The 14,746-nt window shown below is 65.1% G+C and carries 14 protein-coding genes; 10 read left to right on the top strand and 4 right to left on the bottom strand.

The genetic code is table 11. From position 1 onward, the window contains the following. Nucleotides 1-57: 57 nt before the first annotated feature. Nucleotides 58-699 (top strand): suppressor of fused domain protein, encoded by a 642-nt coding sequence (locus A3M7_RS0111190; RefSeq protein ID WP_027544015.1) that lies wholly within the window; start codon nucleotides 58-60, stop codon nucleotides 697-699. Between the two features lie 200 nt (nucleotides 700-899). On the opposite strand, the gene A3M7_RS0111185 is transcribed toward A3M7_RS0111190, so the two are convergent. After that, nucleotides 900-1,973, bottom strand: coding sequence for a tartrate dehydrogenase (locus A3M7_RS0111185; protein ID WP_027544014.1), 1,074 nt, complete (start codon nucleotides 1,971-1,973; stop codon nucleotides 900-902). Between the two features lie 155 nt (nucleotides 1,974-2,128). On the opposite strand from A3M7_RS0111185, the gene A3M7_RS0111180 reads away from it, so the two are divergent. Next, complete coding sequence (locus tag A3M7_RS0111180; RefSeq protein WP_027544013.1) at nucleotides 2,129-2,905, top strand: SDR family oxidoreductase; 777 nt, start codon at nucleotides 2,129-2,131, stop codon at nucleotides 2,903-2,905. A gap of 116 nt (nucleotides 2,906-3,021) precedes the next feature. Further along, entirely contained in the window at nucleotides 3,022-4,440 is a 1,419-nt protein-coding gene (locus A3M7_RS0111175; RefSeq protein ID WP_027544012.1) for an amidase, read from the top strand. A 178-nt stretch (nucleotides 4,441-4,618) separates the two neighbouring features. Here the strand turns inward: A3M7_RS0111175 and A3M7_RS0111170 are convergent, their stop codons facing one another. Together A3M7_RS0111170 and A3M7_RS0111165 are read right to left on the bottom strand one after the other, a co-directional pair. Continuing rightward, a complete protein-coding gene (locus A3M7_RS0111170; protein WP_027544011.1) occupies nucleotides 4,619-5,725 on the bottom strand; it encodes an amino acid ABC transporter permease in 1,107 nt (368 codons plus the stop codon). A 2-nt stretch (nucleotides 5,726-5,727) separates the two neighbouring features. Further along, the gene (locus tag A3M7_RS0111165; RefSeq protein ID WP_027544010.1) at nucleotides 5,728-6,915 is read right to left on the bottom strand and encodes an amino acid ABC transporter permease; all 1,188 of its coding nucleotides are present in this window, start codon (nucleotides 6,913-6,915) and stop codon (nucleotides 5,728-5,730) included. 87 nt (nucleotides 6,916-7,002) lie between these two features. Between A3M7_RS0111165 and A3M7_RS0111160 the strand changes: the two genes are divergently transcribed. The 4 genes from A3M7_RS0111160 (at nucleotide 7,003) to A3M7_RS0111145 (ending at nucleotide 11,099) form a co-directional block, all read left to right on the top strand. Further along, on the top strand, nucleotides 7,003-7,875 hold the full coding sequence (locus A3M7_RS0111160; RefSeq protein WP_027544009.1) for a MurR/RpiR family transcriptional regulator: 873 nt from the start codon (nucleotides 7,003-7,005) through the stop codon (nucleotides 7,873-7,875). Between the two features lie 3 nt (nucleotides 7,876-7,878). Then, nucleotides 7,879-9,228 (top strand): aspartate aminotransferase family protein, encoded by a 1,350-nt coding sequence (locus A3M7_RS0111155; protein ID WP_027544008.1) that lies wholly within the window; start codon nucleotides 7,879-7,881, stop codon nucleotides 9,226-9,228. 12 nt (nucleotides 9,229-9,240) lie between these two features. Next, a complete protein-coding gene (locus tag A3M7_RS0111150; RefSeq protein WP_027544007.1) occupies nucleotides 9,241-10,254 on the top strand; it encodes an amino acid ABC transporter substrate-binding protein in 1,014 nt (337 codons plus the stop codon). A gap of 206 nt (nucleotides 10,255-10,460) precedes the next feature. Further along, nucleotides 10,461-11,099 (top strand): aspartate/glutamate racemase family protein, encoded by a 639-nt coding sequence (locus A3M7_RS0111145; RefSeq protein WP_027544006.1) that lies wholly within the window; start codon nucleotides 10,461-10,463, stop codon nucleotides 11,097-11,099. Here the strand turns inward: A3M7_RS0111145 and A3M7_RS0111140 are convergent. Further along, nucleotides 11,096-11,743, bottom strand: a complete 648-nt coding sequence (locus A3M7_RS0111140; protein WP_027544005.1) for a TetR/AcrR family transcriptional regulator — start codon at nucleotides 11,741-11,743, stop codon at nucleotides 11,096-11,098. The two genes, A3M7_RS0111145 and A3M7_RS0111140, sit on opposite strands and share 4 nt — an antisense overlap. 148 nt (nucleotides 11,744-11,891) lie before the next feature. On the opposite strand from A3M7_RS0111140, the gene A3M7_RS0111135 reads away from it, so the two are divergent. The 3 genes from A3M7_RS0111135 (at nucleotide 11,892) to A3M7_RS0111125 (ending at nucleotide 14,745) form a co-directional block, all read left to right on the top strand. Further along, entirely contained in the window at nucleotides 11,892-12,101 is a 210-nt protein-coding gene (locus A3M7_RS0111135; RefSeq protein WP_027544004.1) for a ferredoxin, read from the top strand. Nucleotides 12,102-12,167: 66 nt separating this feature from the next. Further along, a complete protein-coding gene (locus A3M7_RS0111130; protein WP_027544003.1) occupies nucleotides 12,168-13,388 on the top strand; it encodes a cytochrome P450 in 1,221 nt (406 codons plus the stop codon). Between the two features lie 34 nt (nucleotides 13,389-13,422). After that, entirely contained in the window at nucleotides 13,423-14,745 is a 1,323-nt protein-coding gene (locus A3M7_RS0111125; protein WP_027544002.1) for an MFS transporter, read from the top strand. Nucleotide 14,746 lies beyond the last annotated feature (1 nt).

Here is a 14,746-nt window from a genome sequence, read left to right as displayed (position 1 = left end):
CCCGCCTTGTCTGGCGACAACGCGGATATCCCGGCTCACACCGCCTCAGAGGTTCACATGCTCTCCCGTCTCGCAAAGCTCGTATCCGGCTCCAGCGCGCCGCCGCCCTCGGCCGACCTCTACCGGCATCGGCTCGCCATCTATGAAAGCGAACTTGGCGAGCCCGAGCACAGCTTCACCGACAGCGCGGAGCGCCGCATCGACATCCACGCCTTTGGCCGCGATTTCGTGCCGGTGTGCCAAGAGGGATCTGACGAAGGCTACGTGCTTCTGACCAACGGCATGAGCGAGCAGCGGATGCCGGGATCACATGGCGACGCCAAGCCGCGTGCCGAGCTGATGTGGTACGTCCGCGAGCCGACAGAGGAGGTTTGCGCCAATCTGCGCTGGCTGGCCAATCTGCCGTTCATCGACACAACCTGGTTCGGCTTCGGCCATCGCGTCGCGCTGCCGTGGCCGCCGGTTGCAGGAACGGACTTCCAGACGTTTCTGTTTCTCACGCCAGTCATCGGCCCCGATAAGGAGATCGCCGAGGCGCTGGAGATCGCTGGCGATCCGGTGGAGATATTGACCGTGAACCTGATCTCGCATCAGGAGCTCGGGCTCATCCAGTCCAGGGGGCTCGATCCGTTTCTCGATCTGCTCGATGAGAACGACTATCCGCCGATCTTCGATCCGGCGCGGAAATCATATGTGTAAGCCGCGCCGGCACGCACCACTGCCCTTCCCTTCTCCCCTTGTGGGAGAAGGTGGCGCGAAGCGCCGGATGAGGGGTTCTATCCGCGAAGAGAAATTCCACGACTGAGGGGTCTGTCTCCGCGGAGAGAACCCCTCACCCGTCTTCGATGCTGCGCATCGAAGCCACCCTCTCCCGCAAGGGGAGAGGGTAAAACCCCGTCTCAGTCCACCATCTCCGCGACCGCCTTGCCGCAGGTCGTGGTGTCGGCGTTGCCGCCGAGATCCCTGGTGCGCAGCGTGCGTTCGGCGAGCGTGCGCTCGATCGCATCGACGATCGAGCGGCCCGCTTCCTTCTCGCCGAGATGCTCGAACATCATCGCACCCGACCAGATTGCGCCGATCGGGTTGGCGATGCCCTGCCCCGCAATGTCGGGCGCCGAGCCGTGCACCGGCTCGAACACCGACGGGAAATCGCCCTCGGGATTGATGTTGCCTGATGGCGCGATACCGATGGTGCCGGTGCAGGCCGGGCCGAGGTCGGAGAGGATGTCACCGAACAGATTGGAGCCGACGACAACGTCGAACCAGTCCGGATGCAGCACGAAGTTCGCCGTGAGGATGTCGATGTGGTACTTGTCCCACTTCACGCCCGGGAATTTCTTGGCCATCGCCTCCACGCGCTCGTCCCAATAGGGCATGGTGATGGAGATGCCGTTCGACTTGGTCGCCGAGGTCAGGTGCTTCTTCGGCCGCGACTGCGCGAGCTCGAAGGCGAATTTGAGGATGCGGTCGACGCCGGTGCGGGTCATCACCGTCTGCTGGGTGACGAATTCACGGTCGGTGTCCGGGAACATGCGGCCGCCGACGGAGGAATATTCGCCTTCGGTGTTCTCGCGCACCACCCAGAAATCGATGTCGCCGGGCTTGCGGTTCGCCAGCGGCGACGGCACGCCGGGCATCAGCCGCACCGGGCGCAGGTTCACGTACTGGTCGAACTCGCGGCGGAATTTGATCAGCGAGCCCCACAGCGAGACGTGATCCGGGATCTTGGCCGGCCAGCCGACGGCACCGAAATAGATCGCGTCGTGCTTGCCGATTTTTTCCTTCCAGTCATCCGGCATCATCTGGCCGTGCTTCTCGTAATAGTCCCAGGACGAGAAGTCGAAATGGTCGAAATGCAGGGACACGCCGTGCTTCTTCGCCGCTGCCTCCAAAACGCGCAGGCCCTCGGGCATCACTTCCTTGCCGATGCCGTCGCCTGGAATGACCGCGATCCGGTATTGTTTCTTGCTCATCGAGAACGTCCTTGGTTGGTCCGGCAGCCGCCGTCTTTGGATCGCCCTGCAATGAACCAAAGTCGCGGGCAGTGCAACGCTGCACTGCAATGTTGACCGTGGCACGGCCGACCGCCTACTGATTTCATTGTGTTCCCATCTTGCGAGTAACCCCCATGGATCTGCATCTGCGTGGCAAGCGCGTCCTGATCACGGGCGCGTCCAAGGGCATCGGCGCCGCCGCCGCCGAGGCGTTCGCCGAGGAAGGCGCGCATCTCCTGCTCGCCGCGCGCAGCGGCGATCAGCTCAAGGCGCTGGCGGACCGCTTGCGGTCTGCTCACCAGATCGACGCCGCGACGAGCATCGTCGACCTGCGCAAGACCGAAGACATCGCACGGCTGGCCAAGGAGGCCGCCGACATCGACATCCTCGTCAACAATGCCGGCGACATCCCCGGCGGCTCGATCGACAAGATCGACGAGGCGACCTGGCGCCACGCCTGGGAATTGAAAGTGTTCGGCTACATCAACCTCACGCGGCAGATCTACGCGCAGATGAAGGCGAAGGGCGCCGGGGTCATCGTCAACGACATCGGCGCGGCCGGCGAGAAATTCGACGCCAATTACATCTGCGGTAGCGCCGGCAACGCCGCATTGATGGCCTTCACCCGCGCGCTCGGCGGCAAGAGCCTCGCCGACAACATCCGTGTGGTCGGCATCAATCCCGGCCCTGTCGGCACCGACCGCCACGTCACCCTGCTCAAGACGCGGGCCAAGCACCAGTTCGGCGACGAAAGCCGCTACAAGGAATTCCAGAAGAGCCTGCCGCTCGGCCGCCCCGCGCATGCGCGCGAGATCGGCGACCTCATGGCGTTCCTGGCATCGGATCGCGCTGGCTATACGTCCGGGGTCATCTATACGGTGGATGGCGGCATCAGCGCGGGTTGGGGTTAATTCTATCCCTGTCATTGCGAGCGCAGCGAAGCAATCCAGACTGCCACCGCAGATACATTTCTGGATTGCTTCGCTGCGCTCGCAATGACGATTGAATAAGCATAGGAGTATTATAGTTGTCTCAAGACCTGATCCGCGAAACCGCCTGCACCGTCGTCGACAAGCTGCGGTCCGGCGACGTCTCGCCGCTCGAACTGCTGGATGTGCTGGAGAAGCGCATCGCCGAGGTCGACGGCAAGGTCAATGCGCTGCCGACGCTGTGCTTCGATCGCGCGCGGGCCAACGCGAAGGCGTTGATGCAGAAGCCGGCCGGGGCGCGCGGACTGCTCGCAGGCCTGCCGGTGCCGATCAAGGACCTGACCGACGTCGCCGGCGTGCTGAACACGCAGGGCTCGCCGATCTTCAAGGACAACATCCCTGCGAAGTCCGACCTGATGGTCGAGAACCTCGAGGCCAATGGCGCAGTCGTCTACGCCAAATCGAACACGCCGGAATTCGGCGCCGGCGCCAACACCTTCAACGAAGTGTTCGGCGCCACGCTCAATCCCTGGGATACGTCCAAATCGGCAGCGGGCTCTTCGGGCGGCGCAGCGGTGGCGCTTGCGACCGGCATGGCCTGGCTGGCGCAGGGCTCCGACATGGGCGGCAGCCTGCGCAGCCCGGCGAGCTTCTGCGGCATCGTCGGCATGCGGCCGAGCATCGGCCGCGTCGCACATACCCCTAAATCGGGTATCGATCGCAATCTCGGCGTCGTCGGCCCGATGGCGCGCAACGTCGAGGATCTCGCGCTGCTTCTGGATGCCATGAGCGGCGACTATGCGGACGATCCGCTGTCGCTGCCGGCCCCCGCAACCTCGTTCCTGTCGGCGGCCCAAGCGGGCAAGAAACCGAAGCGCATCGCCTACTCGCCTGATCTCGGCATCACCCCGGTCGATCCCGAAGTGAAGGCGATCACGCGCAAGGCCGCCGAACGTTTCGCGGAGGCGGGCGCCATCGTCGAGGAGGCGCATCCGGACTGGCGCGAGGCGCATGAATGCTTCCACGTGCTGCGCGCCTTCGATTTCGCGATCACCAAGGCCAATCTGCTGCGCACCAAGCGCGACCTGCTCAAGCCCGAGGTGATCTGGAATATCGAGGAAGGCCTCAAGCTCACGGTCGAGCAGCTCGCGCGCGCCGAGGCGCAGCGCGTCGGCATGACCGCCCGCGCGGTCGAGTTCTTCCAAAACTATGATCTGCTGCTGGTGCCGACGACGATCGTGCCGCCCTTCCCGATCGAAAACCGCTACGTCGCCGAATGCGACGGCAAGAGGTTCGAGAACTACATCGAATGGCTCGGCATCGTCTACGCCATCACGCTCGCCTGCTGCCCGGCGCTGTCGCTGCCCTGCGGCTTCACGGCATCGGGCCTGCCGGTCGGTTTGCAGGTCGTCGGCGCGCCACGTGCCGACGCCCAGGTGATTGCCGGGGCGAAGGTGCTGGAGGATATCCTGGGCGTGCGCGGGACCACGCCGATCGATCCGCGGGTGAAGAAGTAAGGCGAACTGCGCCCCGCGCGCCCGGTGCACTCCCTCGCCCCGTTCTTACGGGGAGAGGGTTGGGATGAGGGGCTGCTTCCGCAAACGCGGTAACAGCTGGACTCGCGGAGACTCCCCCTCACCCGGAATTTGCTGCGCAAATTCCGGCCTCTCCCCGCAAGCGGGGAGAGGCGAAGGATCACCGCCCGCTCGTCGCCTCCAGGCCGCGGCTGTAGCGCGACATCGCGAAGCAGAACACAAAATAGATCGCGGCGACGAAGATATAGACCTCAACCGAGAACTGCTGCCAGGCCGGATCGATGATCGCCGTCTTGGCTGTCGTCAGCAGGTCGAAGATGCCGATGATCAGGACGAGGCTGGTATCCTTGAAGAAGGCGATGAAGGTGTTGACCAGCGGCGGGATGACGTGGCGGATCGCCTGCGGCAGGACGATCAGCCGGTGCTTGCGCCAATAGGACAGCCCCAGCGCATCGGCAGCCTCGTATTGTCCGCGCGGCACGGCCTGAAGGCCGCCGCGAATGACTTCGGCAAGGTAAGCGCCCGCGAACAGGATGATCGCGATCTGCGCGCGCAGCAGCTTGTCGATGTTGAAGCCGCTGGGCATGAACAGCGGAAACATCACGCTCGCCATGAACAGCAGGCTGACCAGCGGCACGCCGCGGATCAGCTCGACATAGAGCACGTTGAGCGAGCGGATCGCCGGCTGCTTTGAGCGACGGCCGAGCGCGACGAGGATGCCAAGCGGGAAGCCGAAGGCGAGACCGAACGTCGCCAGGATCAGTGTCACCGGCAGTCCGCCCCAGCGGTCCTGCGATACGAAGGACAGGCCGAACACGCCGCCCCACATCAGCACGCTGATCAGCGCCAGCACACCGATCCAGAGATAGACCAGCTCGCGCCGCCAGAAGGCACGACGGCTGGAGAGATAGAACAGCGCGATGAACAGCACCACCGACAGCGCCGGCCGCCATTGCTCGTCGAACGGATAGGTGCCGAACAGGATGAACCGATATTTCTCGGGGATGATCGCCCAGCAGGCGCCGAAGCCGCGGACGGCACGGCACGCGCTGGAATCATTGGCGGGCGTCAGCCACACGGCATTCGCGATGCCCCACTGCACGAAGCTGAAGATGCTCTTGGCGAGGATCGCCAGCAGCACGACCGACAGAATGCCGTTGGGAATCGACGAGAACAGATTGGTGCGCAGCCAGCGCAGCACCGGATTTCCCGTCTGAGGGCGGCGCGCGGCGCGCGGGGCATCCGGACTATCGGTGATCGCCGTCATGCTCAGCGCTCCACCAGCGCGATACGCGAATTGTACCAGTTCATGAAGAAGCTGATGCCGAGGCTGATGGTCAAGAACACCGCCATGATCAGCGCGATCGCCTCGATCGCCTGCCCGGTCTGGTTCAGCGTGGTGTTGGCGACCGAGACCACATCCTGGTAGCCAATCGCGACCGCGAGCGAGGAGTTCTTGGTCAGGTTGAGGTATTGGCTCGTCATCGGCGGCACGATCACGCGCAGCGCCTGCGGCAGGATGATCTGCCGCAGCATGAAGCTGCGGCGCAGGCCGAGCGCGTTGGCGGCATCCCACTGCCCGCGCGGAACCGACTGGATGCCGCTGCGCACGATCTCGGCGATGAAGGCCGAGGTGTAGGTGACGAGCGCAATCAACAGCGCAAAATATTCCGGGGCCAGCGTCAGCCCGCCGACGAAGTTGAAGCCGCGCAGTTCGGGCCATTCGATCGCCCAGGGCACGCCGAGCAGAACCGACACTGCGGCCGGCAGCACGACGATGAGGCCGAGCGCGAACGGCCATGCCGACCGCGGCTTGCCGTCCCGCATCTGCTGCGCGATCTGCCGTCGTCTGAAGACATAGAACACGGCACAGCCCAGCGCGGCGGTGCCGAGCACCCAGAGCTGCGGCGCCCCGATCGGGATTGCCGGCAGGATCAGACCGCGATTGGAGAGGAACACCCCCTCGAGCGGCCGGAACGCAGCGCGCGCGGCCGGCAATGCCTGCATCAGCACGTACCAGAACAGGAGCTGAAGCAGCAGCGGGATGTCGCGGAGCGTCTCGACATAGACGGCGGCGAGTCGCGACAACAGCCAGTTGGCCGATAACCGCGAGATCCCGATCAGCGTGCCCAGGATGGTCGCAAGCACGATGCCGATCACCGCGACACGCAGAGTGTTGGCGATCCCGACGACGAAGGCCCAGAGGTAGGTGTCGCGCGGATTATAGGCGAGCAGGCTGTCGGCAATCGGCATGCCCGCTTCGCGGCCGAGAAAGGCAAAGCCGGTGGTGATGCGGCGGGCCGACAGGTTGGTGACGGTGTTGGACCAGAGGAAGGCGATCACCCCAACCGCGATTCCGACCACCAGGACCTGCCAGAACAGGCCTTTCAGTTCCCGTCGTCCGAAGGCGCCGAAAAAGCGGCGGCGCGGCGGCGGTCTCGGACCATCTGATGTCACAGCGCAAAAATCCTTCTCAAAACCAGCGATTTCCGGCGGCGCACGTCAACTGTTGCACCAAACTCTAATTCATGCAACAAATGTTTCATGGCCGAGCCCGCGAAATCCTCGCCGCTGAGCGAACTGCGCATTGCATTGCCATCGCTCCCGATGCGCTTGCAGGAGGTCGGGCGCTTCGTCGCCGCGAATGATTACGACGCCACCACCCGCTCGATGCGCGATCTCGCAGCCGTTGCCGGCGCCGATCCCGCCGCCTTCACGCGGCTTGCAAAAGCCATCGGCTATTCCGGCTGGGACGAGTTGCGCGCGGCGCTGACCGAGGCGCGGCGGCCCTTGCAGACCTCGCCCTTCTCCGGCCGCGCCAAGAGCCGGCGTCATGGTCCGCACGCCGATGTCGCGCTCGTTACCGACAAGCTCGAGGCCGAGGCCGCCGGCCTCCCGCGCATTCCGGCGCAGCCGATTGCAGAGGCGGCCCGCTCGCTGCACGACGCAAAGCGGATCTGGATCGCAGGCTATCGCAGCTGCCGCAGCGTCGCGGAACTGCTGAACTACGAACTGCGACTGTTCCGCCCCGAACAGGTGCAACTCGTCGGCGCGTCCGGTCCCGACGACCTCGATCTTGGGGCCTTCCGCCACGGCGAAGCCGTCATCGTCATCGGCTTCCTGCCCTACACCCACGCGAGCGTCCGGGTCGCGCAGGCCGCCTATCGCGCCGGTGCGACGCTGATTGCGATCGCCGACAGCGTGTCGGCCCCGATGGCCGAGGGCGCCGACCATGTGCTGCTGTTCGAAGCAGCCTCCTCTCCCGGCTTTTTCCCGAGCCTCACCGGCGCCATCGCGATTGCGCAGTCGCTTGCCGCGGTGACGTTCTCGCTCGGCGGCCTGGCCGCGAAGAAGCGCCTGGAGAATACCGAGGCCCGGCTCGCCGCGGCCGCCACCTACGTCTCAGAGAAAGGTTGATCCATGGCCGCTCGCACCAGCCGCGTGCTGCACCGCTCGTTGCGCGAAACGCCGCCCAAGGCGATCGGCGGCGAAGGCGTCTATCTTTTCGCCGAGGACGGGCGGCGCATCATCGACGCCTCCGGCGGCGCGGCGGTCTCCTGCCTCGGCCACCAGCATCCGCGCGTGATCGCGGCGATGGCGAAGCAGGCTTCGACGCTGGCCTATGCGCACACCGCCTTCTTCTCCTCCGAGCCGGCGGAAGCACTCGCGGAGACGCTGGTCGGGCACGAGCCCGGCGGTCTCGCCTATGCCTATTTCGTCAGTGGCGGATCGGAGGCGATCGAGGCCAGCATCAAGCTCGCGCGGCAATATTTCATCGAGCGCGGCGAGCCGCAGCGACAGCATTTCATCGCGCGGCGGCAGAGTTATCACGGCAACACGCTCGGCGCGCTCGCCGCCGGCGGCAATGCCTGGCGCCGGGCGCCCTACGCGCCGTTGCTGTCGGCCGCCTTCAGCCATGTGACTCCCGCCTTTGCCTATCATGAGAAACACGACGGCGAGTCGGATGCGCAATTCGTGGCGCGGCTCGCAGCCGAGCTCGAAGCTGAGTTTCAACGGCTCGGTCCCAACACCATTGCGGCATTCCTCGCCGAGCCCGTCGGCGGCGCCACCGCCGGCGCGGTGACGGCGCCGGACGGTTACTTCAAGGCAGTGCGCGAAATCTGCGACCGGCACGGTGCGCTGCTCATCCTGGACGAAGTCATGTGCGGCATGGGCCGCACCGGCACCACGCATGCCTGGCAGCAGGAAGGTATTGCGCCCGATATCCAGGCCATCGCGAAGGGACTCGGCGGCGGCTACCAGCCGATCGGCGCGATGCTCGCGAGCGGCAAGATCATCGACATCATCCGCGCCGGCTCGGGCGCCTTCCAGCATGGCCACACTTATCTGGCGCACCCCCTCGCCTGCGCAGCCGCGCTCGCGGTGCAGGACGTGATCCGCGAGGACGGCCTGCTCGATCGCGTGAAAGAGCGCGGCCGGCAGCTCGAGCAGCGACTGACCGAGCGCTTCGGCAATCACCGCCATGTCGGCGATATCAGGGGACGCGGCCTGTTCTGGGCGATCGAGCTCGTCGCCGATCGCGCCAGCCGCACCTCGTTCGATCCGGCGCTGAAGCTCAACCAGAAGATCAAGGCGGAGGCGTTCGCCAACGGGCTCGGCTGCTATCCCGGCGGCGGCACCGTGGACGGTGTCCGCGGCGACCACGTGCTGCTGGCGCCGCCCTACATCGCATCGGCCGACGAGATCGACCTGATCGTCGACAAGCTCGGCACCGCCGTCGACAACGTGTTGCGTAATGTCAATCACTGAGGGGAGAGTAGCATGATGAGGAAAGTGGTTATCGTAGCGGGCGTGCTCGCGGCGTCGGCGGTGGTCGCGCAGGCTGCGACGCTCGACACGGTGAAGAGCCGCGGCACGCTGGTGTGCGGCGTCAGCGCCGGCTTTGCCGGCTTCTCCGCGCCGGACTCGCAAGGCAACTACAAGGGCCTCGACGTCGACTATTGCCGCGCGCTGGCGGCCGGCGTGCTGGGCGATGCCAGCAAGGTGCGTTACGTCTCGCTGACGGCGCAGAATCGCTTCACGGCGCTGCAATCGGGCGAGATCGACGTGCTCTACCGCAACTCGACGCAAACATACCTGCGTGGCGTGACGCTGGGCCTCCGTCAGGGCCCGGTCAACTTCTACGACGGCCAAGGCTTTGTCGTGAAGAAGGACCTCGGCGTCAAGGAGATCAAGGACCTGAAGGGCGCCACCGTCTGTGTCGCGCAGGGCACCACGCACGAGGTTACGCTCGGCGACTACGGCCGCGCCAATGGCATCGACTGGAAGCCGCTGGTGTTCGACCGCGTCGACACCATGTACCAGACCTTCTTCGGCGGCCGCTGCGATGCCATGACCCAGGACGCTTCCGCGCTTGCCGGCGCGGTGACGACCGCAGCGCCCAACCCGGCCGACTACGTCGTGCTGCCGCAGACCATCAGCAAGGAGCCGCTCGGGCCCTTCACCCGCAACGGCGACGAGGTCTGGAGCGACATCATCACCTGGCTGCATTACGGGCTGATCGAGGCCGAGGAGCTCGGCGTCGCCCAGGCCAATGTCGATGAGATGGCGAAGTCGCAGACGCCGGCGATCCAGCGGCTGTTAGGGGCCTCCGGCGATCTCGGCTCGCGGCTGGGGCTCGACAACAAATGGCTGGTCACGGCGATCAAGGCCACCGGCAATTACGGCGAGATCTACGAGCGCAATGTCGGCAAGGCGAGCCCGCTCAAGCTCGACCGCGGCCTCAATGGACTCTGGAACAAGGGCGGCTTGATGTACGCCGTGCCGTTCAAGTAGACGGTGCTTCACCTCTCCCCGCATGCGGGGAGAGGTCGGATTGCGCTCGGCGATGCAGAGCATCGTCCGCAGCAATCCGGGTGAGGGGGAGTCTTCGCGAGTCCAACTCTCACCGTCCTCGCGAAGAATCCCCCTCACCCCACCCTCTCAGCGCGAGCGAAGCTCGTCGCGGCCCCGCAAGCGGGGCGAGGGAGAAGAGACATCCCATGCGCATCGCCCTCATCCACGCTCTCAAGCATTCCATCGCCCCGATCGAGGCCGCGTTCGCGACGGCGTGGCCAGAGGCGCGGCTGATGAACCTGCTCGACGACAGCCTGTCGGCGGATCTGGCGCGCGACGGTGCACTCAACGACACCATGACCGAGCGCTTCCTGGCGCTCGGGGACTACGCCGCTGCCACTGGCGCGGATGCGATCCTGTTCACCTGCTCGGCCTTCGGCCCCTGCATCGAGGCGGTGGCGCACGCACATGCGCCGATGCCGGTGCTCAAGCCGAACGAGGCCATGATCGAACGGGCGGTGACGATGGGCAAGCGCATCGGCCTGCTCTCGACCTTCGCGCCGACGCTGGCCTCGATGCCGCCGGAGTTTCCGGCCTCCGCTCAGGTCGTGCCAAAGCTTGCCGAGGGCGCGCTGGCGGCGCTCGATCGTGGCGATCGCGCCACGCACGACAGGCTGATTGTCGAGGCGTCAAAGGACTTGCGCGATTGCGACGTCATTGCACTCGCGCAATTCAGCATCGCGGCAACCGCGCCGCTGGTCGCCGAAGCCACTGGCCGCCCGGTCGTGACGACCCCGGACAGCGCGGTCGACAAGCTAATGAGGCTGCTGAAAGCGAAGGTCTAGGCGCCGGACCTTTTCCGACGTCGCGCATCCTTGATCGCAGCAGCGAGCGCGGCCTTCGTTTCGTTCACAAAATCCTCGACCAGTTCCTCGCGCGTGGCATGCGCCGACTCGCCGGTGAACAGGCCCTGCTCCGCCAGCATCACCACGCCATGCACGGCCGCCCAGATCTTGAGCGCTTGCCGTTCGCGCAAATAGCCGACGGCAGGCACTTCCAGGGCCTCGATCACGAGCGCAAACGTCTCGCGCGTGGCCGTGTGCAGCTCACTGCCCTTGGCCGCGCACGACACGGTGCGCGAGGCGAACATCAGGCGGTAGATGCCGTTGCGGCGCAGGCCGAAGTCGAGTGTTGCCTGCGCCAGCCGCGATAGTTTCGATTGCTTGGACGGCTTTGCCATCGCCTCGCTTAGAATCGCGCTGAGCTGCCGGAACGCCTCCGCCGTCACCGCTGCCAGCAACGCCTCGCGGTCGGCGAAATGCCGGTAGGGCGCCGGCTGCGAGACGCCGAGCTGCTTTGCCAGCGCCTTGATGCTGATCGCCTCGGCGCCGCCCTGCTCCGCCTCGCGCAACGCGGCCTTGATCAAGGCATCGCGGAGATCGCCGTGGTGGTAGGTGTTCTCGGGCTTGCGGGCGAGTTGTGAACGCATGTTGCGGCCAAGCCTATAAGTTTGCGCTTGACAGGGGAAGCCTGTCGCGAATGTAATAGTATATAACTTAGAACGAGCGGCAAATGCCGCCCATAAGAGGAACGCGCCGTCCTTCGGACGCCGCGCGCATACGACCAAGGAAGCCGCCATGACAGAGCGACTGAAGGTTCAAGTCGACCCCGACAAATGCCAGGGCCATGCCCGTTGCAAGGCGTTGGCGCCGGAGCTGTTCGAGCTCGACGAATACGGCAACGCCCGCGAAGCCGGCGACGGCACGGTTCCGCCGGGGCTCGAAGACAAGGCCTGGCTTGCCAAGTCCAATTGCCCGGAAATCGCAATCGATGTGATCGAGGAGTAGCGCGGGCTTCCTGCATGCCCGCATGCGCGTGATTTCAGCGAACAACAGCCTGAGGATTTCCCCGCGATGTCCGACGTCAGCCAACCTGTCGCCCATCCGCCCGTGACCGATTGGGTCAACGATTTCGACCATACCGATCCGCAATGGACGGAAGACCCCTTCCCGATCTGGGACGAGCTGCGCTCCGCAAGCCCGGTGGTGCACACCGAGCGCTTCCTCGGCTGCTACATGCCGACGACCTATGAAGCGGTGCGCGAGATCGCCAACGACTCCGAGCATTTCTCCTCGCGCCGCATCATCGTCCGCGACGTCCGGCCGGAGATTTCCCGGAACGCGGCCCCGCCGATCACCTCCGATCCGCCCGTGCACAAGCCGGCCAAGCAGTTGCTGCTGCCCCCCTTCACGCCCGACGCGATGAAGAAGCTCGAGCCGCGGGTCCGCGCCATCTGCAACGAGCTGATCGACGGCTTCGTCTCCGACGGCAAGGTCGATGCCGCAGCGCGCTACAGCAAGTACATCCCGGTTCGGGCCATCGCCCATATGCTCGGCATTCCCGAGAGCGACAGCGACCTCTTCGTCAACTGGATCCACATGATCCTGGAGCTCGGCATCAAGGACGAGACCATGCTGCTCCAGGCGGTGCACGAGATGAGCGACTATTTCAGGACGCATATCGAGGAGCGTAGATCGAAGCCGACCGACGATCTCATCTCCTATCTGATGAACGCCAAGGACAAGGAAGGCCAGCCGTTGGAAGAGTCCCACGTGCTGGGATCGCTGCGGCTGCTCCTGATCGCCGGCATCGACACCACCTGGAGCGCGATCGGCTCCTCGCTCTGGCATCTCGCCAGAACGCCAGCAGACCGCGAACGGCTGATCGCCGAGCCCGGGCTGATCCCGATCGCCGTGGAGGAGCTGCTGCGGGCCTATTCGCCGGTGACCATGGCCCGCGAGGTGGTCAAGGAGACCACGATCTCAGGCTGCCCGGTCAAGGCGGGCAACATGGTGCTGCTGTCGTTCCCGGCCGCCAACCGCGACCCCAAGATGTTTCCGGACGCTGACAAAGTCGTGATCGACCGCCGCGAGAACCGCCACGCCGCCTTCGGCCTTGGCATCCACCGCTGCGTCGGTTCCAACCTTGCGCGCATGGAGATGCAGGTTGCGCTGGAGGAATGGCTGAAGCGCATTCCGGACTTCGGGCTCGATCCGGCAGGCACCGTGACCTGGTCGCAGGGCACGGTGAGAGGCCCCCGCCAGTTGCCATTTCTGCTCGGAAAGGCGATGTAGGCCTCTCCAACAGAGATACGGAGAGAGGCCGGACGTGACTGAGCAAGCAACCCAACCGGCCTCCGACCACATTGACATCGCCGACGCCGAGCGGCGGATCAAGGCGATCTTCATCGGCTCGATCGGCAATCTCGTCGAGTGGTACGACTTCTACGCCTATACGGCGTTCGCGCTCTATTTCGCTCCCGCCTTCTTCCCCGGCAACGACCCGGTCGTGCAGCAATTGAACGTCGCCGTCGTATTCGCAGCGACCTTCCTGATGCGGCCCCTGGGCGGTTGGTTCTTCGGCTACCTTGCCGACCATTACGGCCGGCGTATCTCGCTGACGCTGTCCGTCGTCTTCATGTGCTTCGGCTCGCTGATCATTGCGCTGACACCCACCTATGCCACGATCGGCCTTGCCGCGCCGGTGATCCTGGCGCTGGCCCGCGTGATCGAAGGCCTGAGCCTCGGCGGCGAATACGGCGCCAGCGCCACCTATCTCAGCGAGGTCGCCGATCCCAGGCACCGCGGCTTCTATTCGAGTTTCCAATATGTGACCTTGATCGGCGGCCAGCTCACCGCGATCATCGTGCTGCTGCTCCTGCAAAAGGTCTTCCTCACGCCGGAGGAGCTGAAGGCCTGGGGCTGGCGTATCCCGTTCGCGATCGGCGCGGGGCTGGCGATCTTTGCAGCGGTGATGCGGCGCAATCTGCACGAGACCGAGGCGTTCGAGGAAGCCAAGAAGGTGGTGAAGCCGACCGGCTCGATCACCAACCTGCTGCGCTATCCGCGCGAACTGCTGCTGGTGGTGGGCCTCACCGCCGGCGGCACCGCCGCGTTCTACACCTTCACCACCTACATGCAGACCTTCGTCAAACTCTCGGTCGGGCTGACCGAAGACCAGACCACCTTCGTGATCTTCGGCACGCTGATCTTCGCGACCATCCTGCAGCCGATCTACGGCGCGATCTCCGACAAGATCGGGCGCAAACCGCTGCTGATCTTCTTCGGCGTCGCCGGTACGCTCGCGACCGTGCCGCTGCTGATGACGCTGAAGGAGACGAAGTCGCCCTTCATGGCCTTCATCCTGATCTGCTGTGCCTGGCTGTTCGTCGCCGGCTACACCTCGATCAACGCCGTGGTGAAGGCCGAGCTGTTCCCGACCAATGTCCGCGCGCTCGGCGTCGGCCTGCCCTATGCCATCACGGTCTCGATCTTCGGCGGCACGGCACCGGCGATCGCGCTCTACTTCAAGAGCATCGGGCACGAGGAATGGTTCTACTTCTACCTCAGCGGCGTCATCTGCCTGTCGCTGATCATCTATTCCACCATGCGCGACACCAAGCACGCCTCCGCCATGCATCGCCACGAGTAAG

It is taken from the genome of Bradyrhizobium sp. WSM2254, assembly GCF_000472645.1.
Lineage (GTDB): Bacteria > Pseudomonadota > Alphaproteobacteria > Rhizobiales > Xanthobacteraceae > Bradyrhizobium > Bradyrhizobium niftali.
The sequence above is the reverse complement of the archived record's forward strand: the minus strand, read 5'-3'. Positions and strand labels throughout refer to the sequence as shown.

Excerpts from the sequence above, each read along its gene's own strand:
- A3M7_RS0111170 (WP_027544011.1), bottom strand. The coding sequence starts at position 5,725 with ATGACGGCGATCACCGATAGTCCGGATGCCCCGCGCGCCGCGCGCCGC.
- A3M7_RS0111155 (WP_027544008.1), top strand. The coding sequence starts at position 7,879 with ATGGCCGCTCGCACCAGCCGCGTGCTGCACCGCTCGTTGCGCGAAACG.
- A3M7_RS0111130 (WP_027544003.1), top strand. The coding sequence starts at position 12,168 with ATGTCCGACGTCAGCCAACCTGTCGCCCATCCGCCCGTGACCGATTGG.
- A3M7_RS0111190 (WP_027544015.1), top strand. The coding sequence starts at position 58 with ATGCTCTCCCGTCTCGCAAAGCTCGTATCCGGCTCCAGCGCGCCGCCG.
- A3M7_RS0111160 (WP_027544009.1), top strand. The coding sequence starts at position 7,003 with ATGGCCGAGCCCGCGAAATCCTCGCCGCTGAGCGAACTGCGCATTGCA.
- A3M7_RS0111180 (WP_027544013.1), top strand. The coding sequence starts at position 2,129 with ATGGATCTGCATCTGCGTGGCAAGCGCGTCCTGATCACGGGCGCGTCC.
- A3M7_RS0111135 (WP_027544004.1), top strand. The coding sequence starts at position 11,892 with ATGACAGAGCGACTGAAGGTTCAAGTCGACCCCGACAAATGCCAGGGC.
- A3M7_RS0111185 (WP_027544014.1), bottom strand. The coding sequence starts at position 1,973 with ATGAGCAAGAAACAATACCGGATCGCGGTCATTCCAGGCGACGGCATC.
- A3M7_RS0111150 (WP_027544007.1), top strand. The coding sequence starts at position 9,241 with ATGATGAGGAAAGTGGTTATCGTAGCGGGCGTGCTCGCGGCGTCGGCG.
- A3M7_RS0111140 (WP_027544005.1), bottom strand. The coding sequence starts at position 11,743 with ATGCGTTCACAACTCGCCCGCAAGCCCGAGAACACCTACCACCACGGC.
- A3M7_RS0111145 (WP_027544006.1), top strand. The coding sequence starts at position 10,461 with ATGCGCATCGCCCTCATCCACGCTCTCAAGCATTCCATCGCCCCGATC.